The organism is Streptomyces sp. NPDC005393 (assembly GCF_040606675.1).
Classification (GTDB): Bacteria; Actinomycetota; Actinomycetes; order Streptomycetales; family Streptomycetaceae; genus Streptomyces.
The window spans coordinates 1-19,341 of record NZ_JBEXFG010000061.1; the positions used below are offsets into that span (position 1 = coordinate 1).

18 protein-coding genes are annotated in these 19,341 nt (G+C 68.3%); 14 read left to right on the top strand and 4 right to left on the bottom strand.

The window, feature by feature from the left end; all coding sequences use genetic code 11:
* Positions 1 to 277 precede the first annotated feature (277 nt).
* Positions 278 to 781 carry a YfbM family protein gene (locus ABZS71_RS31675; protein ID WP_356215533.1) on the bottom strand — a complete coding sequence of 168 codons (504 nt, stop codon included), beginning with the start codon at positions 779 to 781 and terminating at the stop codon, positions 278 to 280.
* 135 nt (positions 782 to 916) lie between these two features.
* Here ABZS71_RS31675 and gltX point away from each other — a divergent pair, with 135 nt between their 5' ends.
* Entirely contained in the window at positions 917 to 2,332 is a 1,416-nt protein-coding gene (gltX, locus tag ABZS71_RS31680; protein WP_356215535.1) for a glutamate--tRNA ligase, read from the top strand.
* Between the two features lie 562 nt (positions 2,333 to 2,894).
* Here gltX and ABZS71_RS31685 read toward each other — a convergent pair.
* Positions 2,895 to 3,443, bottom strand: coding sequence for a hypothetical protein (locus tag ABZS71_RS31685; protein ID WP_355843638.1), 549 nt, complete (start codon positions 3,441 to 3,443; stop codon positions 2,895 to 2,897).
* Positions 3,444 to 3,675: 232 nt separating this feature from the next.
* On the opposite strand from ABZS71_RS31685, the gene ABZS71_RS31690 reads away from it, so the two are divergent.
* From ABZS71_RS31690 to ccsB, 8 genes are all read left to right on the top strand, one after another.
* On the top strand, positions 3,676 to 5,385 hold the full coding sequence (locus ABZS71_RS31690) for a recombinase family protein (RefSeq protein WP_356215538.1): 1,710 nt from the start codon (positions 3,676 to 3,678) through the stop codon (positions 5,383 to 5,385).
* 284 nt (positions 5,386 to 5,669) lie between these two features.
* Positions 5,670 to 6,977: a glutamate-1-semialdehyde 2,1-aminomutase gene (gene hemL, locus ABZS71_RS31695; protein ID WP_356215573.1), complete on the top strand. Its 1,308-nt coding sequence runs from the start codon at positions 5,670 to 5,672 to the stop codon at positions 6,975 to 6,977.
* 8 nt (positions 6,978 to 6,985) lie between these two features.
* Positions 6,986 to 7,672, top strand: coding sequence for a histidine phosphatase family protein (locus ABZS71_RS31700; protein ID WP_355843629.1), 687 nt, complete (start codon positions 6,986 to 6,988; stop codon positions 7,670 to 7,672).
* Between the two features lie 219 nt (positions 7,673 to 7,891).
* A complete protein-coding gene (locus tag ABZS71_RS31705) occupies positions 7,892 to 9,076 on the top strand; it encodes a hypothetical protein (protein WP_356215540.1) in 1,185 nt (394 codons plus the stop codon).
* An 80-nt stretch (positions 9,077 to 9,156) separates the two neighbouring features.
* Entirely contained in the window at positions 9,157 to 9,774 is a 618-nt protein-coding gene (locus tag ABZS71_RS31710; RefSeq protein WP_356215542.1) for a TlpA disulfide reductase family protein, read from the top strand.
* 5 nt (positions 9,775 to 9,779) lie between these two features.
* Complete coding sequence (locus ABZS71_RS31715) at positions 9,780 to 10,544, top strand: cytochrome c biogenesis protein CcdA (RefSeq protein WP_356215544.1); 765 nt, start codon at positions 9,780 to 9,782, stop codon at positions 10,542 to 10,544.
* 3 nt (positions 10,545 to 10,547) lie between these two features.
* Positions 10,548 to 12,329, top strand: coding sequence for a cytochrome c biogenesis protein ResB (locus ABZS71_RS31720; protein ID WP_356215546.1), 1,782 nt, complete (start codon positions 10,548 to 10,550; stop codon positions 12,327 to 12,329).
* The gene (gene ccsB, locus ABZS71_RS31725; protein WP_356215548.1) at positions 12,326 to 13,420 is read left to right on the top strand and encodes a c-type cytochrome biogenesis protein CcsB; all 1,095 of its coding nucleotides are present in this window, start codon (positions 12,326 to 12,328) and stop codon (positions 13,418 to 13,420) included. The genes ABZS71_RS31720 and ccsB overlap by 4 nt, the downstream gene beginning before the upstream one ends.
* Positions 13,421 to 13,546: 126 nt before the next feature.
* On the opposite strand, the gene ABZS71_RS31730 is transcribed toward ccsB, so the two are convergent.
* Positions 13,547 to 14,017, bottom strand: a complete 471-nt coding sequence (locus ABZS71_RS31730; protein ID WP_356215550.1) for a PLD nuclease N-terminal domain-containing protein — start codon at positions 14,015 to 14,017, stop codon at positions 13,547 to 13,549.
* Positions 14,018 to 14,106: 89 nt separating this feature from the next.
* On the opposite strand from ABZS71_RS31730, the gene ABZS71_RS31735 reads away from it, so the two are divergent.
* Genes ABZS71_RS31735 through ABZS71_RS31745 form a run of 3 tightly spaced genes read left to right on the top strand, consistent with a single transcriptional unit; the run spans position 14,107 to position 17,234 of the window.
* Positions 14,107 to 15,558 (top strand): menaquinone biosynthesis decarboxylase, encoded by a 1,452-nt coding sequence (locus tag ABZS71_RS31735; RefSeq protein WP_356215552.1) that lies wholly within the window; start codon positions 14,107 to 14,109, stop codon positions 15,556 to 15,558.
* 14 nt (positions 15,559 to 15,572) lie between these two features.
* Positions 15,573 to 16,478, top strand: a complete 906-nt coding sequence (mqnP, locus tag ABZS71_RS31740; RefSeq protein WP_356215575.1) for a menaquinone biosynthesis prenyltransferase MqnP — start codon at positions 15,573 to 15,575, stop codon at positions 16,476 to 16,478.
* A 33-nt stretch (positions 16,479 to 16,511) separates the two neighbouring features.
* Positions 16,512 to 17,234 (top strand): UbiX family flavin prenyltransferase, encoded by a 723-nt coding sequence (locus ABZS71_RS31745; RefSeq protein WP_356215554.1) that lies wholly within the window; start codon positions 16,512 to 16,514, stop codon positions 17,232 to 17,234.
* A gap of 20 nt (positions 17,235 to 17,254) precedes the next feature.
* Here the strand turns inward: ABZS71_RS31745 and ABZS71_RS31750 are convergent, their stop codons facing one another.
* The gene (locus tag ABZS71_RS31750) at positions 17,255 to 17,422 is read right to left on the bottom strand and encodes a hypothetical protein (RefSeq protein ID WP_356215556.1); all 168 of its coding nucleotides are present in this window, start codon (positions 17,420 to 17,422) and stop codon (positions 17,255 to 17,257) included.
* Between the two features lie 114 nt (positions 17,423 to 17,536).
* Here ABZS71_RS31750 and ABZS71_RS31755 point away from each other — a divergent pair, with 114 nt between their 5' ends.
* Together ABZS71_RS31755 and mqnE are read left to right on the top strand one after the other, a co-directional pair.
* Positions 17,537 to 17,998, top strand: a complete 462-nt coding sequence (locus ABZS71_RS31755) for an Lrp/AsnC family transcriptional regulator (RefSeq protein WP_355843602.1) — start codon at positions 17,537 to 17,539, stop codon at positions 17,996 to 17,998.
* A gap of 86 nt (positions 17,999 to 18,084) precedes the next feature.
* Positions 18,085 to 19,278 carry an aminofutalosine synthase MqnE gene (mqnE, locus tag ABZS71_RS31760; RefSeq protein ID WP_356215558.1) on the top strand — a complete coding sequence of 398 codons (1,194 nt, stop codon included), beginning with the start codon at positions 18,085 to 18,087 and terminating at the stop codon, positions 19,276 to 19,278.
* Positions 19,279 to 19,341 lie beyond the last annotated feature (63 nt).

Below are 19,341 nucleotides of genomic sequence, written 5' to 3' on the forward strand. Positions count from 1 at the left end.
TCTGGCACAACGACAAGGAAGGGCAACCCATCAAGCGGTCACTGATCGCCTACGATCACTAACCGCGACGGCACCCCTTGGACTCATTCATCTAGCCCGCAACGCTGCATCGCGCCGGCCGGCGGCCCCCGGCCCCCGGCGGTTGATCCGTGCTCCCTGCAGGCGCGGGGATGATCCCGGCTGCGCCAGCCATCCGGTACGCCCTGGCCGCCGGCTCCCGCGTCTGCGGGGATCCCCTCAAACGAGGCGGACCGAGCGGTGACGGTAGCGTCGGCGGCTAGTCGAGCCAGACGAGCATGGCTTCCCCGTCGCGGGCTGCGGCTTGGAAGAACGGCACCAGTGCCTTGTAGTGGCTGATGACGTAGTCCAGCGATTCACCGCGTTCCCAGATGATGCTGGGATAGATGTTGGCGCGGGCCAGATCCGCCGAGGTAATTCCGGTGACCAGGCTGTCGGAGGTCGTTGCCGCGAGTGCTTCCGCGGCGCCGCGGACTCGCTCCGGGGTGAGGTAGCGGGGAGGTCCGTATCCCCAGTCCTCGGCCCCGCGGATCTCCTCTTCGCCGTGGACGATGTCGACGGGGAACTGGATTCGGCGCAGCAGGAAGTCGAGCGCGTGCCATGCCTTGTCGGTGTCATGGCAGCGCGCTTCGGATGCCTCGGCCCCTTCGTCCGGTTCCGCTTCGATCAGCTCATCGACGAACTTCTCGGCCCACTCCGGCTCGCGGACGGCGCGATCGAGTTCGGTGGCCGTCAGGCGCGCGTACTCTCCGATCATGCTCATGGCCGGATGCTATGGATGGGCACTGACAGTCGGATGAGCTCAAGCGGAGCCGTTGCTCCAGGAGCCGCGAGCTCACAGGAGCCAGTGAAGATCTTGGGTGCGGCGGTGTCGCGACGGATCGGTACGCTGGATGGCATGTCTAATGCTCCCGTTCGTGTTCGTTTTGCCCCCTCTCCAACCGGTATGTTCCACGTTGGTGGTGCTCGCTCCGCTCTCTACAACTGGGCGGTGGCGCGACAGTCCGGCGGGACGTTCGTCCTGCGGATCGAGGACACGGACGCGGCGCGGAACCGGCCGGAGTGGGTCGACGGGATCATCAGCGCGCTCGCGGCGATCGGGATCAACGAGTCGGACCCGGTCTTCGAGGGCCCGTACTTCCAGACGCAGAACGCCGACCGGCACAGGGAAGCCGCTGAGCAGCTGTACGCGGCCGGGAAGGCGTACTACTGCGACTGCACCCGCGAGCAGCTGAAGGAGCGCACCGGGTCGGAGCACCTGGGGTACGACGGGTTCTGCCGGGACCGGGGGCTGGCGTATGAGCCGGGGCGGGCGTTGCGGTTCCGGACGCCGGATGAGGGGGAGACCGTGGTGGTCGACCTGGTCCGGGGGAAGCCGGCGTTCCCGAACAGCGCGATCGAGGACTTCGTGATCGCGCGTGGGGACGGCTCGCCGGTGTTCCTGATCGCCAATGTGGTCGATGATCTCGATGAGGGGATCACGCAGGTCATCCGGGGTGAGGAGCACCTGTCGAATACGCCGAAGCAGCAGCTGCTGTGGGAGGCGCTGGGGGCGAAGGCGCCGGTGTGGGCGCATCTGCCGGTGATCGTGAACGAGAAGCGGCAGAAGCTGTCCAAGCGCCGGGACAAGGTGGCGCTGGAGGACTACCTGGCCGAGGGCTACCGGCCCGAGGCGATGGCGAACTACCTGATGCTGCTCGGCTGGGGGCCGGGCGATGACGTGGAGATCCGGCCGTACGAGGAGCTGGAGCGGGTGTTCCGGATCGAGGACGTGGGCACGTCGCCGGCGTTCTTCGATGTGAAGAAGCTCACCGCGTTCAATGGGGAGTACATCCGGGGGCTGGCGCCGGAGGCGTTTGTCGCGGCGTGTGCGCCGTGGCTGAAGGCCCCGTACGCGCCGTGGGCGGCGGAGGCGTACGACCAGGCGGTGTTCGAGGCGGTGGCGCCGATGGCGCAGACGCGGCTGTCGGTGCTGTCGGAGATCACGAAGTACGTCGACTTCCTGTTCCTGGACAAGCCGGTGGACGACGAGGCGTCGTGGAACAAGGCCATGAAGGCGGGCGCCGAGGAGCTGCTGCGGGATGCCCGGACCGAGCTGGCTGCGGCGGAGTGGAAGGCCGAGTCGCTGAAGGTTGCGCTGGAGGCCGTGGCCGCGACCCGCGGACTGAAGCTGGGCAAGGCGCAGGCTCCGGTCCGCGTCGCGGTGATGGGCCGTACGGTGGGGCTGCCGCTGTTCGAGTCGCTGGAGGTGCTGGGCCGCGAGCGGGTGCTCGCCCGGCTGGACGCGGCTCAGGAGCGGCTGGCCGCCCAGTAGTTGGGGTGGTCCGTGGCCTGGTGCGGCCGACTCTACGCGTCGGTGAAGTGACGGCGGTCGGAACGGGGTGGGTGCGGGGTTTGTCGCACCGGCCCTTTATGTCGGGCTCCATGGGAGTGCTCGAAATCTGCAACGACGACGAGTAAACCCGCAGCTCACGCAGTGTGCGCACCCGCGGGGATGGTCCCATCACGAGGGTCGCGGACCTGACGGTCGTCGGGTGCTCCCCGCACCCCGGGGATGGTCCCGAGCCGCCACATGCCGCCATCGGTTACGTGTGCTCCCCGCACCGGCGGGGATGGTCCCGCGGCAGGGGTGAGCCTCAGCGCCGCCGCGCAGTGCTCCTCGCACCCCGCGGGGATGGTCCCTGCTCGAACTGTGCCTGGATCGCTAGAGCTCGCGCTCTCGCGCTCTCGCGCTCCCCGCGCCCCACGGGATCGGCCCCACCGCCTCACCGAGAGGCGGCCGGCCGCGCCCTCGCACCCGTACAGGTCGCCAACGGAACGACGAGGCAGGCCCCAACACGCCTTAAAACACCCAACGAGGCCCCCCACGCCACCCCTCAGGGCCACACCAAGCAGTACGGCTGGTGCCCCGCCTCATGCAGCCGGTGGGAGAAGTCCTGCCACTCGTGCAGCAGCTGATAGACCGTGAAGGCGTCCCGCGGGCCGCCGCGGTCGGGGACGGTGGACCAGATGAAGGCCGCCGCGCCCACCGCCTCTTCGCCTACGCCGCGCAGGGGGTCCACCGCGGTCATGGGGAGTTTGACGACGGCGTAGTCGGGGTGGAGGACGACGAGTTCGAGCGGGGGGACCTTGTGGAGGGGCATGCCCTCGATGCCGGTGAGGACCATCGCGGCGACCGTCTCCGGCTTGATCTTGGTGAACATGCCGTGGCCGAGCTCGTCGCCGCCGAGTTCCTCGGGGCGCATGGAGATGGGGACCCGGGCGGCGGTGGCCCCGTCGGGCGCGCCGAAGTACTTGTAGGTCACCCCCATGCGGCCCCCGCTTCTGCTTGCCCTGCCCGCTTCGTCTCGCCGATGGCGTCCGGGGCGGGCGCGCTCGGGGCCTCGGTCGTCAGTCCCTTCACCCAGTTCGCCACTGCGATGCATATCTCCACCCGACCACTCGCGGCTACCACCGCGCAACCCGATCAATGTTAGAGAGACCTCCCCCACGTTCGGGCTGTGAAACGCCCGGCGGCAGGACTCCGTCCGGCTCTGACAACATGGCTTGCGTGAGCTATCCGTACGCAGCCCAACCTTCATGCAGTTAGGGTACTTTGGATGTATGCACCCAACTACGCAGGCGGGGGTCCCGGAGCACGTCGCTACCGTGCTCCGGGTGGCAGCAGGGTATACCCGCCAGTCAAAAGCTAAAGCGGACAAATCGGAAGCCAGTCCGCAGACGCAGGGCGAAGCGGCGGAGCGGAAGGCGCGAGAGCGCGGATGCTCTTTCAAGGGCCACTACAGGGACATCGGCGTTTCCGGGTATGACCCGAGCGCCAAGCGCAAGGAATTTGAGCGTCTTCTAAACGACTGCCGTGAAGGGTTAGTTCACGAAATCGTCGTCTTCAACGTGACTCGGTTCTCTCGAAGGGAGCCGAGAGACGCAATTCCTATCGTCCTGGAGTTGTTCGATCTCGGGGTCACCATCACATCCGTGTCTGAAGGCACGTTCTCGCCTGGACCGGATAACACGATGGAACTCATCATGTTGATCATGCGCCTTGACGCGGCATATCAGGACAGCCGGAATAAGAGCCAGGCAATCGCTGGGACGAAGAAGAAGGAAAAGGAATTCGGAGGCTGGACCGGAGGGGCGCTGCCCTACGGCATGGAGTCCTACGCAGAATCAGTCACGCGTGAGATCGACGGCAAACCCGTCACGGTCACCATTCGTCGACTGCGTCCCGCGCCTGTGCGTGAAGACGGCACGGATCAGGCGGGCGAGGTCGTGAAGATGTTTGACCGCATCTTCGAATTCAAAGACAAGCCCTGGACGGGGAAGAAGAACGCGCATCCGGCGTCCGTAGGCGCCATCGTGGCATGGCTCAACTCCAGGAACGTCCTCACGCAGAAAGGCGGGCAGTGGAGGGAGCGCACCGTGAAGCGGCTCCTCACAGACCCTCGGCTGGCTGGGATGTCTGCCGCGCCCGTGTACTCCCATGACAAGGACGGCAACCAGACGCGTAACGTCACTGGGTACCGCATCCTCCGCGACGAGAACGAAGAGCCCATCATCGTCGGCGAAGCGCTCATCCCGCCGCCCCGCTTCTTCGAGGCTCAGGACTGGCTGGCAGGCAGGGGGCGGGGCAACCGGGGTGGGACGCCCAGTAAGTACCTCCTGACGGCCATGGAAAAGCTCTACTGCGAATGCGGACGTCCCATGACTGGCTCGGGGGACGTCTACAAGTGCAGCCGGCCGGCGGGCGTTACGGAAGAGGGGACGCACGAAGGCGGGAGCACGATCCAGCGAGCAGACGTGGATTACTACGTTGCTTCTCGCATCATGGCAGTCATTGTCAACGCCGACGGGGACGACCCGGAGACGCTGGACATCCTCGCTGAAGCGACCGTCCGCCTGGCGCGTCTCAAAGAAAGCCCGGAGATTCGAAGCGAGCGCGCCGCGCTGCTTGGAGAGCGGGCGGATATCGTCCGATCGATCGAGCAGCTTTACAGCGACCTTCGCATGGGAATCTATGACGGCGAAATCGGACGTCGGCAATTCCTGGCCGACAAGTCGTCGCTTGAGACGCGCCTGAGAGCGGTCGACGCCAGGATTGCTGTGGTTGGCGATTCCGATCTGCCTCCGCTCCCCATCGAAGAGTGGGCGGACTCCGAAGACGGCAACCCCCTCGGGCCTAACTCGTGGTGGGCGCGTGCCGACGTCGAAGACCGCCGCATGTTGGTTGAACTCTTCGTCGACCGCATCACTGTCGCGAAGGCTAACGGGCGTGGCGGCACTGAGCGCACGTGCCGTGTGGAGGATCGCGTGACGGTGGTCGTGGCCACGTCCCAGTCGACGGCGGACGAGGAGCGCGAAGCCGTCTGAGCTGACACACGGAAAGAGCCCCCGTCAATCGATGACGGGGGCTCTTCCTACGCCTGCGGTGGCTCGCTCCACGGCCCCGCTGGAGGCCGCTCAGGCAGCTCCTCACAAGGGCAGGGAGGAAGGGGTCCGGGAGCGCTTTGGTCGGCTCCTCCAGGGCCCGAAGCCCCGTCCGTGCGTCGTCCCCCGCGGCGCATGGGCGGGGCTTCGTCATGCCTAGGGGTGCTGCCCTACGCTGATGGTGTTCACCGTCCGCTTCGACGCAGAAACAGCAGGTCATGACCGAACTGCCCTATAGCTATGAAGCCCCAGTTTCGCAGACGCTTTTCGATCGCGCGGCGGCCGTGACGCCCGGCGGCGTGAACTCTCCGGTGCGGGCGTTCCGCGCCGTCGGAGGTACGCCCCGCTTTATGGTGTCCGGTGCCGGTCCGTACCTCACCGATGCCGATGGACGCGAGTATGTGGACCTCGTGTGCTCGTGGGGACCGATGATCCTCGGCCATTCCCACCCCGAGGTGACGGCGGCCGTTCAGGCGGCCGTCGCACGTGGTACGTCGTTCGGCACGCCGGGTGAGGGCGAGGTCGCGCTCGCCGAGGAGATCGTGGCGCGGGTCGGGCCTGTCGAGCAGGTGCGTCTGGTGTCATCGGGCACCGAGGCGACGATGTCGGCGATCCGGCTGGCCCGCGGGTTCACCGGACGGGCCAAGGTGATCAAGTTCGCCGGTTGTTACCACGGCCATGTGGACGCGCTGCTGGCCGCGGCCGGGTCCGGGGTGGCGACCTTCGGGCTGCCGGACACCCCGGGGGTGACGGGCGCGCAGGCGGGGGAGACCGTCGTGCTGCCGTACAACGACCTGGAGGCGGTGCGGGAGGCGTTCGCCGCGCATCCCGGGGAGATCGCCTGTGTGATCACCGAGGCGTCGCCGGGCAACATGGGCGTGGTGCCGCCGCTGCCCGGGTTCAACGCGGGTCTGAAGCAGTTGTGCGCCGACAACGGCGCGCTGTATATCTCCGATGAGGTCATGACCGGCTTCCGGGTCTCCAAGGCCGGGTGGTACGGGCTCGACGGCGTGGAGCCGGATCTGATGACCTTCGGCAAGGTCATGGGCGGCGGCTTCCCGGCCGCGGCCTTCGGCGGGCGCGCGGACATCATGGCGCGGCTGGCCCCGGCGGGCCCGGTCTACCAGGCGGGCACGCTGTCCGGGAACCCGGTCGCGACGGCGGCGGGCGTCGCGCAGCTGCGGCTGCTGGACGACGCGGCGTACGAGAAGGTCGACGCGGCCTCCGCGCGGCTGCGGGCGCTGGTGACGGAGGCGCTCGCCAAGGAGGGCGTGGCGCACCGGGTGCAGGCCGCGGGCAACATGTTCTCGGTCTTCTTCACCACCGACGAGGTCACCAACTACGAGAAGGCCAGGGCGCAGGAGGCGTTCCGCTTCACCGCCTTCTTCCACTCGATGCTCTCCCAGGGCGTCTATCTCCCGCCGTCCGCCTTCGAGTCGTGGTTCGTCTCCACGGCGCATGACGAGCGGGCGCTGGAGCGGGTGGCGGTGGCGCTGCCGGGGGCGGCGCGGGCCGCCGCCGAGGCGGCTGAATGATGGACGCCATGACGAAGAGCGATAACGACATCACCGTCGTCCATGTGATGCGCCACGGCGAGGTGCACAACCCCGACGGCGTGCTGTACGGGCGGCTGCCCGGGTATCACCTCTCGGAGCTGGGCCGCCGGATGGCCGACCGGGTGGCCGAGCATCTCGCCGACCGCGACATCACGCGCGTGGTCGCCTCCCCGCTGGAGCGCGCGCAGGAGACGGCGGCGCCGATCGCCAAGGCGCACGGCCTGGATGTGGCGTCGGACGAGCGGCTGATCGAGGCGGCGAACGTCTTCCAGGGGAAGACGTTCGGCGTGGGCGACGGCGCGCTGCGCAAGCCGGCCAACTGGCGCCATCTGAGCAACCCCTTCCGCCCGTCGTGGGGCGAGCCCTATATCGACCAGGTGGTACGGATGATGGCGGCGCTCGGGGCGTCGCGGGACGCGGCGCGCGGGCATGAGGCGGTCTGCGTCAGCCATCAGCTGCCGATCTGGATCGTGCGCAGCTTCGTGGAGCGGCGGCGGCTGTGGCACGACCCGCGGAGGCGGCAGTGCACGCTGGCCAGCCTCACCAGCTTCACCTACCGCGGCGACAAGATCGTGTCGGTCGGCTACAGCGAACCGGCCCGCGATCTCGTCCCGGCTCATCTGCTCGCGGGTGCCAAGCCGGTGAAGGGGGCTTCCAAGGGGTACGGCGCATGACGGCCGCCGGCCTCGAAGGGCTACGGCGCAAGACCGGCTCATGACCGGCTCATGACCGGCTCATAACGGGGCCGGGTAGCGCGGGGTAATCGCCCGGAGACATTGTGTCGATAATGTAATTGAACGCGTCCCTTCGGAACCCCGCTATTCGTCTCGCCATCTCAAGGGTTGTCCGCTTGACCCGGGCAACCAGTACGGCGAGTGCGAATCGAGGGCGTTATGCGTGAGGTCAGCCGGAGGGGGATCCTCGGTCTTGGTGTGGGAGCGGTGGCGTCACTGACCGTCGCCGGCTGCTCCTCGTCGGGGTCCGGCGGGGCGAAGCCGAGGAGAACGACCCAGGCGAAGCCGATCGGCGACGGCTCGACCTCGCACGGGTCGCGGCGGCCGAAGGAGCCCAAGCCGGAGCGGCTGGAGCGGGGGCAGAAGCCGCCGCAGTTCGTGATCTTCTCGTGGGACGGCGCGGGAGAGGTCGGCAACGGTCTCTTCCCGCGGTTCCGCAAGCTCGCCAAGGACCACGGCGCGACCATGACCTTCTTCCTCTCCGGGATCTACTGCCTGCCGGAGTCGAAGAAGTCGCTGTACAAGCCGCCGAACAACCCCGTCGGCGCCTCCGACATCGGCTATCTCACCGATGAGCACATCAAGGCGACGCTGCGGAACGTCCGCGCGGCGTGGCTTGAGGGCCATGAGATCGGCACCCACTTCAACGGCCACTTCTGCGGGGGGAGCGGCTCGGTCGAGCACTGGACGCCGGCCCAGTGGAAGTCCGAGATCGACCAGGCGGTGTCCTTCGTCACACAGTGGCGGTCGAACACGGGCTTCACGGACCTCGAACCGCTGCCCTTCGACTACCGCAAGGAACTCATCGGCGGCCGCACCCCGTGCCTGAAGGGCCAGGCGAATCTGCTGCCGACCGCCCGGGAGCTCGGCTGGCGCTATGACGCCAGTTCGCCCGGCGGGCTGCAGGTGTGGCCCACGAAGAAGCAAGGGCTGTGGGATTTCCCGCTCCAGCAGATTCCCTTCCCCGGGCACTCATTCCAGGTGCTCTCGATGGACTACAACATGCTGGCCAACCAGTCGCGGAATTCGACGAAAGCCCCGCCCGCGAACTACCCGGGCTGGCGCAAGCAGGCCACTGAGGCGTACATAGCCGGTTTCCAGCGGGCGTACGAGACCAATCGCGCACCGTTCTTCATCGGTAATCACTTCGAGCAGTGGAACGGCGGTATCTATATGGACGCCGTCGAGGAAGCGCTGAAGCATATGGCCGACGAGAAGCGGAAGGACGTCCGGCTGGTGTCCTTCAAGCAGTTCACGGACTGGATGGACGCACAGGACCCCGCCGTCCTCGCGGATCTGCGCAAGCTCGGAGTGGGCGAGGCGTGGAGCCCGAACGGCCGCTGACGTCCCTGGCCGTGAGGGGCCGGGGGAGGGCCCGAGGGGGGTGGCGAAGATTCTCAAAAGGGCCATGCGAAACTTTTCACATGAGTGCCTGCCGCGCCTCTCGGCGCCTCGCGACCCGCCGTCGCGCAACCGTGCTGGCCACCGGGGCCGTGGTTGCCGCGCTGTCCCTGACCGCCTGTGGTGCGGGCGGCACCTCCGGCGGCTCCGCCGATACCAAATTCGTGCAGGGCAAGGGCGGGGTGGACACCGCCCCCAAGGGGAACCGTCAGGACGCCCCCGGGCTCTCGGGCAAGACCCTGGAGGGCAAGCCGCTCGATGTGGCGGACTACAAGGGCAAGATCGTCGTCCTGAACGTCTGGGGCTCGTGGTGCGCGCCCTGCCGGGCGGAGGCGCCGAATCTCGCCAAGGTCGCCAAGGACACGAAGGCCAAGGGCGTGCAGTTCATCGGGATCAACACCCGTGACTCCAACCGAGCCCCCGCGCTCAGGTTCGAGAAGGACTTCGGCGTCGGCTATCCGAGCCTGTACGACCCGATCGGCAAGCTGATGCTGCGCTTCCCCAAGGGCAGCCTCAATCCGCAGGCCATCCCGTCGACGATCGTCCTGGACCGGGACGGCAAGATCGCCGCCCGCGCTCTCGCTCCGCTCAGCGAGGAGAGCCTGCGCAAGATGCTCGACCCGCTGATCGCGGAGAAGTGACCTCCGTGAGCACTCTCGCCGCCGTCACCGATCCCAACCAGACCGTTCTCACGGGGGCGCTGCTGCTTGCGCTGCCGGTCGCGCTCCTCGGCGGACTGGTCTCCTTCTTCTCCCCGTGCGTCCTGCCCCTGGTGCCCGGCTATATGTCGTACGTCACCGGGGTCACCGGTACGGATCTGGCCGAGGCGAAGCGCGGCCGTATGGTCGCGGGCGCTTCCCTCTTCGTCCTCGGCTTCACCGCCGTCTTCGTCTCCAGCGGCGCGCTCTTCGGTCACTTCGGCTGGACCTTGCAGGAGCACAAGGAGACCCTTTCCAAGATCCTCGGGGTGGTCACGATCCTGATGGGGCTGGCCTTCATGGGGGCGCTGACCCTCTTCGGCCAGCGAGAGTTCCGCTTCCACGTCAAGCCCAGCCTGGGCCTCGCGGGCGCACCGGTGCTGGGGGCCCTGTTCGGCATCGGCTGGACGCCGTGCCTGGGGCCCACGCTCACCGCCGTGAACGCGCTGGCCTTCAATGAGGCGAGCGCGGGGCGCGGCGCCCTGCTGACCGCCGCGTACTGCGTCGGGCTCGGGCTGCCGTTCGTCGCCGTCGCCGTGGCCTACCGGCGGGCGCTGGGCGCCTTCGGCTGGGTCAAGCAGCACTATGTGTGGGTGATGCGGATCGGGGGCGGCATGCTTGTGGCCCTCGGGGTGCTGCTGCTCACAGGTGTCTGGGACAGCATCATGAGCGACATGCAGAGCTGGGCTCTGGGCTTCAACGTTGGGATCTGATCCATGTCCACCACCGATACCGACACCGCGGCCGAGAAGGCGGCCGGCAGCGGCGCGTCCGCCGACGAGCGCGAGCTCGGCGCGGCGGGGTCGCAGCTGTCCACCGCCCCGGTCGAGGAGATCAACGTCCCCTCGCTGGGGCCGCTCGGCTGGGCCAGGTGGTTCTGGCGGCAGCTGACCTCGATGCGGGTCGCCCTGCTGCTGCTCTTTCTGCTCTCCCTCGGCGCGATCCCGGGCTCGCTGATCCCGCAGACCAGCATCGACGCGCTCAAGGTCCAGAACTTCAAGGACAAGCACCCGACGCTCACCCCGGTCTACGAGAAGCTGCAGCTGTTCCACGTGTACAGCTCGGTGTGGTTCTCGGCGATCTATCTGCTGCTGTTCATCTCGCTCATCGGCTGCATCGTGCCGCGCACCTTGCAGTTCATCGGCCAGCTGCGCGGCCGCCCGCCGGCCGCTCCGCGCCGGCTCACCCGGCTCCCCGTGTACACCACCTGGCGCAGCGACGCCGAGCCGGAGCGGGTGCTCCAGGCGGCCCAGCAGATGATGAAGCGGCGCCGCTTCCGCACCGAGGCGGCGGGTGACGCGGTCGCCGCGGAGAAGGGCTATCTGCGGGAGGTGGGCAATCTTCTCTTCCATATCGCGCTGATCGTGCTGCTGGTGTCCTTCGCCGCGGGCCAGCTGTGGAAGACCGAGGGCACCAGCCTGGTGACCGAGGGCGGCGGATTCTCCAACAGCCTCACCCAGTACGACGACATCAAGACGGGCCAGCTGTTCAACAGCGACGACCTCGCACCCTTCAGCTTCCAGCTGGACCACTTCGCCGCGACCTACGAACGCAATGGCCCGCAGATGCGCACCCCGCGCACCTTCCGCGCCGATGTCACCTACTGGGACGGTACGGACGGTCCCGCGCGCAAGACCTCGATCAAGGTGAACGAGCCGCTGGAGATCTCGGGCTACAAGGTCTATCTGCTGCAGCACGGCTACTCGCCGGTCGTCACGATCCGGGACGGCAAGGGCAACGTCGTGCACCAGGGCCCGGTGGTGGGGCTGCCGATCGATGGGGCCAACCTCACCGAGAGCATGGTGATCAAGGTACCGGACTATCAGGACGAGACCGGCAATAAGGATCAAATCGCCTTCCAGGGGCAGTTCCTGCCGACCTGGGTGCGCAGCAGAGGGATGTTCTCCCAGTTCCCCGCGCTCGACAATCCGGCGCTGGTCCTGACCGCCTACCACGGCAGCCTCGGCATCGACGGCGGTACGCCGCAGAGCGTGTACCAGCTGGACAAGTCGCGGATGAAGCAGTTCATGGAGCCCGACGGCAAGACGAAGTACGCCCGGGCGCTCGCGCCCGGCGACACCATGAAGCTGCCGAACGGCGGCGGCACCCTGACGTTCGACGGCGTCAAGAGCTGGGCCAGCTTCCAGGTCTCGCACAAGCCGGGTGACCAGGGCGCCCTCATCGGCGCCGTCGGGGCCCTGGTGGGCCTGGCCGCCTCCCTGTTCCTCCAGCGCCGCCGGGTGTGGGTACGCGCGGTGGCGGGCGACGACGGCACGACCGTCGTCGAGATGGCCGGACTCGGCCGCAGCGAATACGCCAAGCTCCCCGAGGAGCTCGCCGATCTGGCCGTCCGCCTGCAGGCGGACGCACCCCCCGCTTCGGAAGCGGAACCCGAACCGGAGCCTGACCCGGAACCGGCAGCCGACCCGGAAGCCGCACCGGAATCCGCATCCGACACCGCAGATCCCGCAGATCCTGCCGAAGGAGCGCGCGCGTGAACCTCGCCGCCGCAGTCAACGAGAACCTGGCTCATTACAGCAACGTGCTGATCTACTCGGCGATGGCGGTCTACACCCTCGCCTTCCTCGCCCATATCGCCGAGTGGGTGTTCGGCAGCCGCAGCGCCGTCGGCCGCACCGCCAACGCGATCACCGCCGACGCCGCGGCCGCCCAGCGCGCCAAGGTCGCCGTGCGGGTCGGCGGGAAGGGCGGCGGCACCGCCGTACTGGAGCGCCCGAAGATCGTCACCCGCTCCGCCGCGGGCAGCCGCGACGTCCCGGACGGGCCGGGCGCCGCGGGCAACAGCGAACAGGGCGATGTCTACGGCCGGATCGCGGTGGGCCTGACCGTACTGGCCTTCCTCTTTCATGCCGCGGGCGTCGTCTCCCGCGCGCTGTCCGTGCAGCGCGCGCCCTGGGGCAACATGTACGAGTTCTCCACGACCTTCGCCATGGTCGCAGTCGCCGCATACCTCACCCTGCTGGTGCTCAAGAAGAATGTGCGCTGGATCGGGCTGCCCCTCGTCACCACGGTCCTCCTCGACCTCGGTCTCGCCGTCTCTGTCTTGTACACCGCCAGCGACCAGTTGGTTCCGGCCCTGCACTCCTACTGGCTCTGGATCCACGTCAGTTGCGCGATCATCTCCGGCGCCGCGCTCTACATCGGGGCCGTCTCCACGCTGCTCTACCTCTTCCGCGACCGGTACGAGGCACAGCTGGAGAACCCGGAGGCCAAGCAGTACAGCCGGTTCGCCAAGTCGGTGCTGGAGCGGGTGCCCTCGGCCGCGTCCCTGGACAAGTTCGCGTACCGCATCAACGCCACGATCTTCCCGCTGTGGACCTTCACGATCATCGCGGGCGCCATCTGGGCCGAGGCCGCCTGGGGCCGCTACTGGGGCTGGGACCCCAAGGAGGTCTGGTCCTTCATCACCTGGGTCGCCTACGCCTGCTACCTCCACGCCCGCGCCACGGCCGGCTGGAAGGGGCGGAAGGCCGCGTACCTCGCCCTGATCGCCTTCGGCTGCTACCTGTTCAACTACTACGGGGTCAATATCTTCGTCACCGGCAAGCACTCCTACGCCGGGGTCTGACCGGGAACGGACAGCCGAACCGCACCGCGACGACGGCCGGTTCCTGTGACGCGGGTCACGGGAGCCGGCCGTCGCCGTTCGGAAGTGCCGAGTGGGTGCCGATCCGGAACTGGCCCGGCGGACTCCTCAGGAGGCGGCGGGCGGCGGGGTGTCGTCGGGGCCGGAACCGGAACCGGAGCCGGGGCCCTCGCCCTTGCGGCGCAGCTCCTCCTCGCGGCGGCGCAGATCCGCCTCCCAGCTCTTCAGCCGCTCCTCGTCCCTCGGCTCCTCGTCCCTCTCCTCCTCGTCCTCCGGCGGATCGGGCTGCTGCTCGTTCTCCCCCAGGGACTTCAGGAAGTCGGGGTTGTCGTCCGGCGCGACCCAGTCGCGCGCGCCGCCCGCGCCGCGCGTCCCGCCCCACGGACCGCCCTCGGCGATGGCGCGCTTGCGGCCCACGATCAGCCAGGAGATGGAGCCGACGACCGGGAACAGCAGGACGAGGATCGCCCAGAGGGGCTTGGGGATATAGCGGATGTCCTGCTCGTCGGTGGTGATGCAGTCGATGAACGCATAGATGCTCAGTGCCAGCGGCACCAGGATCATCAGCACCCGGAGCATGAGGCGATCCCCCTGCGTGTGGTGATCGGGGCCGGTCGTACGGGCCCCAGTTACGGGACCAGGGTAGTGCGTACCGGATACTGGGACGCATGGCTTATGACGATCTTCGTTCCTTTCTGCGGGCGCTGGACAGGGAAGGCGACCTCAAGCGGGTCAAGGCCGAAGTCGATCCATATCTGGAGATCGGCGAGATCGTCGACAGGGTCAACAAGGCGGGCGGCCCCGCGCTGCTCTTCGAGAACGTCAAGGGCGCGGCCATGCCGCTGGCCATGAATGTCTTCGGCACCGACCGCCGTCTCCTCAAGGCCCTCGGGCTCACCTCGTACGACGAGATCAGCGAGAAGATCGGCGGGCTGGTCAAGCCCGAGCTGCCGCAGGGCTTCGGCGGGCTGCGCGAGGCGTTCGGAAAGCTCGGCGCGATGGCGCATGTCCCGCCGAGGAAGGTGAAGGAGGCGCCGGTCCAGGAGATGGTCCTGACCGGTGACGACGTCGATCTGGACGCGCTCCCGGCGCTGTTCACCTGGCCCGAGGACGGCGGGTCCTTCTTCAATCTCGGCCTCACGCACACCAAGCATCCGGAGACCGGGGTGCGCAACCTCGGCCTCTACCGCCTCCAGCGCCATGACCGCCGCACCATCGGTATGCACTGGCAGATCCACAAGGACAGCCGCAACCACTACCAAGTGGCGGCCAGGCGGGGCGAGAAGCTGCCGGTCGCGATCGCGTTCGGCTGCCCGCCCGCCGTGACGTACGCGTCCACCGCGCCGCTGCCCGGCGATATCGACGAGTACCTCTTCGCGGGGTTCATCCAGGGCAAGCGGATCGAGATGGTCGACTGCAAGACGGTGCCGCTCCAGGTCTCGGCCAACGCCGAGGTGGTCATCGAGGGATGGCTGGAACCCGGGAAGACGCTGCCGGAGGGCCCGTTCGGCGACCACACCGGCTTCTACACGCCGCAGGAGCCGTTCCCGGCGCTGACCATCGACTGTGTGACGATGCGACGGCGGCCGCTGCTCCAGTCGATCGTGGTGGGCCGGCCCCCGACCGAGGACGGGCCGCTGGGGAGGGCGACCGAGCGGTTCTTCCTCCCGCTGCTCAAGATCATCATCCCGGACATCGTGGACTACCACCTCCCCGAGTCGGGCGGCTTCCACAACTGTGCGATCGTCTCGATCGACAAGAAGTACCCCAAACACGCCCAAAAGGTGATGCACGCCATCTGGGGCGCCCACATGATGTCCCTCACCAAGCTGATCGTCGTGGTCGACGCCGACTGTGATGTCCACGATCTGCACGAGGTTTCCTGGCGCGCGCTGGGCAACACGGACTATGCCCGCGACCTGACCGTGGTCGAGGGCCCCGTCGACCATCTCGACCACGCCTCGTACCAGCAGTTCTGGGGTGGCAAGGCGGGTATCGACGCCACCGCGAAGTGGCCCGAGGAGGGCTATACGCGCGACGGCGGCTGGCCGCGCATGGTCGAGTCCGACCCAGACGTAGCCGATCGGGTGACAAAGCGCTGGAAGGAGTACGGACTGTGAGCGGAGAGGCCGTCATCGGGGACGGCAGGGCGGCTGGTCCCCGCCGTGGCGGGGGTGTTCCGGCGTTCCTGCGCCTGGTGATGATCGAGCATTCCGTCTTCGCCCTGCCCTTCGCCTACACCGCCGCGCTGACCGCGATGCAGCTGTGGGACGGCACGGTCCACTGGATGCGGCTCCTGCTGATCACGATCGCGATGGTGGGCCTGCGCACCTTCGCGATGGCCTGCAACCGGATCATCGACCGCGAGATCGACGCCCGCAATCCGCGCACCGCGGGCCGCGAGCTGGTCACCGGCGCCATGTCGGTGCGTACCGCCTGGACCGGCGCGCTCATCGCGCTCGCCGTCTTCCTGGGCGCGGCGGGGCTGCTGGGCCCGCTGTGCCTGGCGCTGGCGCCGGTCGCGGTAGTGCCGATGGTGGTCTATCCGTACGGAAAGCGGTTCACCGACTTCCCGCACGCCATCCTGGGCCTGGCCCAGGCCATGGGCCCGGTCGGCGCCTGGATCGGGGTCACGGGGGAGTGGTCCTGGGACGCGGTGATCCTCGGGCTCGCGATCGGCATCTGGATCGGCGGCTTCGACCTGATCTACGCCTGCCAGGACGTGGCGGCCGACCGGGCGCACGGGGTGCGGTCGGTGCCGGCCCGCTTCGGGATCCCGGGGGCGCTGTACGGCGCGCGTGCCTGCCATGTCGTCACCACCCTGCTCCTGGCCTGGTACGCGCTGGCCACGGACGCCGGGCTCTTCTTCTGGCTGGGTCTGGTGATCGTCGCGGCGGCGTTCGGGTACGAGCATTCCATCGTGCGGCCGGGCGATCTGTCGCGGCTGAACCGGGCCTTCTTCACGGTCAACGGCTTCATCGGGATCGCGCTGTTCTGCTGTGCGCTGCTGGACCTGGTGGTGCGGGGCCTGAGCCTGTGACAGCCGCCGGATAGCGCCGGATAGGCTCGGTGTGTGGAGCCGCCGCACGAGCCGTACTACAGGCCGCACGAACAGCCGCACGAAGCGGCGAGCAGGCGCCGGCCCTGGGTGGTCGGTGTGTCCGGCGCGTCCGGGACGCCGTACGCCGCCTCGGTGCTGCGCGCGCTGCTGGAGGCGGGGGAGGCCGTGGACCTGGTGATCAGTCGGGCGTCACGGCTGACGCTGCTGGACGAGACGGGGATCGCGTTCCGGGACGCGCACTGGCGGGACGATCTGCGCCGCTGGCTGGCGCGCGGCGCGGACGGCACGCCCGACGCCTTCGATGTGGAGGTGGAGGCGGCCGACGTACGGCACTGGGCGGCCGGGGATCTCGCCGCCGGGCCGTCCTCCGGCTCGTACCTGGTCAAGGGGATGCTGATCGTCCCGGCGAGCACGGCGTGCGTGGCGGGGGTGGCGCTGGGCCTGTCGAAGGATCTGCTGCAGCGGGCCGCGAGCGTGACGCTCAAGGAGCGGCGCAGGCTCGTGGTGGCGGTGCGGGAGACGCCGCTCAACGGACAGACGCTCAGGCATCTGGTGACGCTGGACGAGGCGGGCGCGGTCGTGCTGCCCGCCTCGCCGGCGTTCTACGCGGGGGCGACGCATATCCAGGATCTGGTGGACTTCGTCGCGGGGCGGGCCCTGGACGCGGCGGGGGTGCCGCACAAGCTGTACCGCCGGTGGGAGGGGGAACTCGGTGGGGACCGGGGGAGGGGCTAGTCGGCCTCGGTACGGGCTGCTCAGCGCGTCCAGCGGTTGCGGGCGCGCGCGGCGCGGGCCGCTACGACGGCCGCGCGGCGGGCCGTGCGGGAGGCGGGACGGACGTTCGCACGCGAGCGGTTGGCCAGGTCCCGCAGCTCGAGCATGCGGGCTTCAAGACCCTCGATCGTGTACATGGTGAGTCTCATCTCCTGAGGAAAACCGATCGATCGACTAGAAGATTTGCAGGGCTTGTGGCCCTAGTGCCTTAGATTCTACATGTAATGACGCTCTGGCTTTGAATAATGGAAGGCGCACGGCATATGGACGCGGTAGACAGGCAACTCATCCAGGCCCTGCGGGAGAACGGCAGGGCCTCGTACGCGGAGCTCGGCAGGCTCGTCGGCCTCTCCGGGCCCAGCGTTACGGACCGGATCAACCGCCTGGAGGCGGCCGGGGTCATCACCGGCTATCGCGCGACCGTCGACGCCACATCCCTCGGGCTCGGGGTCACCGCCCTGATCGGCATTCAGCTCTCCGACTCCACCGACCACGAGGACGTGGCGCACCGGCTGCGCGACCTGGCCGAGATCGAGGACTGCTGGTTCATCGCGGGCGACGACTCGTACATGCTCAAGGTGCGCGCCTCGGACGTGGACGGCCTGGAGCGGACCATCCGGCGGCTCTCCGGCACCAAGGGCGTCTCGCGCACCCGCACCACGATCGTGTTGTCCACGAAATGGGAGAACCGGGTCGGGGAACTCCCCGAGGACATCGAGGCGTAGTCTCGGCCGAAGCCGACATCGGCAGACGGCCGAGGCCCATACCGGCAGACGGCCGAGGCCGGCATCGGCAGACCTAGGGCAGACGCATGGGAGGCGGCCGCGTGACGGCGACCACACACGACGTGGGTTTCAAGCGGGAGTTGGAGCAGAAGGTCCGCGCCGGGGAGCGGCTCTCGCGCGAGGACGGCATCGCCCTGTACGAGTCCGACGATCTGGCCTGGCTCGGCGGTCTCGCCCATGAGGTGCGCACGCGGAAGAACGGCGACGTCGTCCACTTCAACGTCAACCGCCACCTCAACATGACGAACGTGTGCACCGCGTCCTGCGCGTACTGCTCCTTCCAGCGCAAGCCCGGCGAGAAGGACGCGTACACGATGCGCATCGAGGAGGCCGTCCGCCTCGCCAAGGCGATGGAGAACGACAACCTCACCGAGCTCCATATCGTCAACGGCCTGCACCCCACCCTCCCCTGGCGCTACTACCCGCGGTCGCTGAAGGCGCTCAAGGAGGCCCTGCCGCAGGTCTCGCTGAAGTGCTTCACCGCCACCGAGATCCACCACTTCGAGAAGATCTCCGGGCTCAGCGCCTCCGAGATCCTCGACGAGCTGATCGACGCCGGTCTGGAGTCGCTGACCGGCGGCGGCGCGGAGATCTTCGACTGGGAGGTGCGGCAGCACATCGTCGACCACGACACCCACTGGGAGGACTGGTCGCGCATCCACCGGCTCGCACACGAGAAGGGGCTGAAGACCCCGTCCACGATGCTGTACGGCCACATCGAGGAGCCCCGCCACCGGGTGGACCACGTCCTGCGCCTGCGTGAGCTGCAGGACGAGACCGGCGGCTTCCAGGTCTTCATCCCGCTGCGCTACCAGCACGACTTCGTGGACATGAAGGACGGCAAGATCCGCAACCGCCTTCAGGCCCGTACGACCATGGCCACGGGCGCGGAGGCGCTGAAGACCTTCGCGGTCTCGCGGCTGCTGTTCGACAACGTCCCGCACGTCAAGGTCTTCTGGGTGATGCACGGCGTCCAGACCGCCCAGCTCGCGCTCAACCACGGCGCGGACGACATGGACGGCTCGGTCGTCGAGTACAAGATCACGCACGACGCGGACAACTACGGCACCCCGAACAAGCTGACCCGCGACGATCTGCTGGACCTGATCCGGGACGCCGGCTTCCGCCCGGTGGAGCGGAACACCCGCTACGAGACCATCCGCGAGTACGAGGGTCCGGACCCGGCGCGGCGCGAGGCGCCCCAGCCGATGCGGGTGTGAGCGGCCTCCTGTGGCGGCCTGCGGCGGCCGTACGACGGGTTGCCGCGGCGCCGCTGTCTGAGC

Excerpts from the sequence above, each read along its gene's own strand:
- ABZS71_RS31675 (WP_356215533.1), bottom strand. The coding sequence starts at position 781 with ATGAGCATGATCGGAGAGTACGCGCGCCTGACGGCCACCGAACTCGAT.
- gltX (WP_356215535.1), top strand. The coding sequence starts at position 917 with ATGTCTAATGCTCCCGTTCGTGTTCGTTTTGCCCCCTCTCCAACCGGT.
- ABZS71_RS31685 (WP_355843638.1), bottom strand. The coding sequence starts at position 3,443 with ATGCATCGCAGTGGCGAACTGGGTGAAGGGACTGACGACCGAGGCCCC.
- ABZS71_RS31700 (WP_355843629.1), top strand. The coding sequence starts at position 6,986 with ATGACGAAGAGCGATAACGACATCACCGTCGTCCATGTGATGCGCCAC.
- ABZS71_RS31705 (WP_356215540.1), top strand. The coding sequence starts at position 7,892 with ATGCGTGAGGTCAGCCGGAGGGGGATCCTCGGTCTTGGTGTGGGAGCG.
- ABZS71_RS31710 (WP_356215542.1), top strand. The coding sequence starts at position 9,157 with ATGAGTGCCTGCCGCGCCTCTCGGCGCCTCGCGACCCGCCGTCGCGCA.
- ABZS71_RS31720 (WP_356215546.1), top strand. The coding sequence starts at position 10,548 with ATGTCCACCACCGATACCGACACCGCGGCCGAGAAGGCGGCCGGCAGC.
- ABZS71_RS31730 (WP_356215550.1), bottom strand. The coding sequence starts at position 14,017 with ATGCTCCGGGTGCTGATGATCCTGGTGCCGCTGGCACTGAGCATCTAT.
- ABZS71_RS31735 (WP_356215552.1), top strand. The coding sequence starts at position 14,107 with ATGGCTTATGACGATCTTCGTTCCTTTCTGCGGGCGCTGGACAGGGAA.
- ABZS71_RS31750 (WP_356215556.1), bottom strand. The coding sequence starts at position 17,422 with ATGAGACTCACCATGTACACGATCGAGGGTCTTGAAGCCCGCATGCTC.
- ABZS71_RS31755 (WP_355843602.1), top strand. The coding sequence starts at position 17,537 with ATGGACGCGGTAGACAGGCAACTCATCCAGGCCCTGCGGGAGAACGGC.
- mqnE (WP_356215558.1), top strand. The coding sequence starts at position 18,085 with ATGGGAGGCGGCCGCGTGACGGCGACCACACACGACGTGGGTTTCAAG.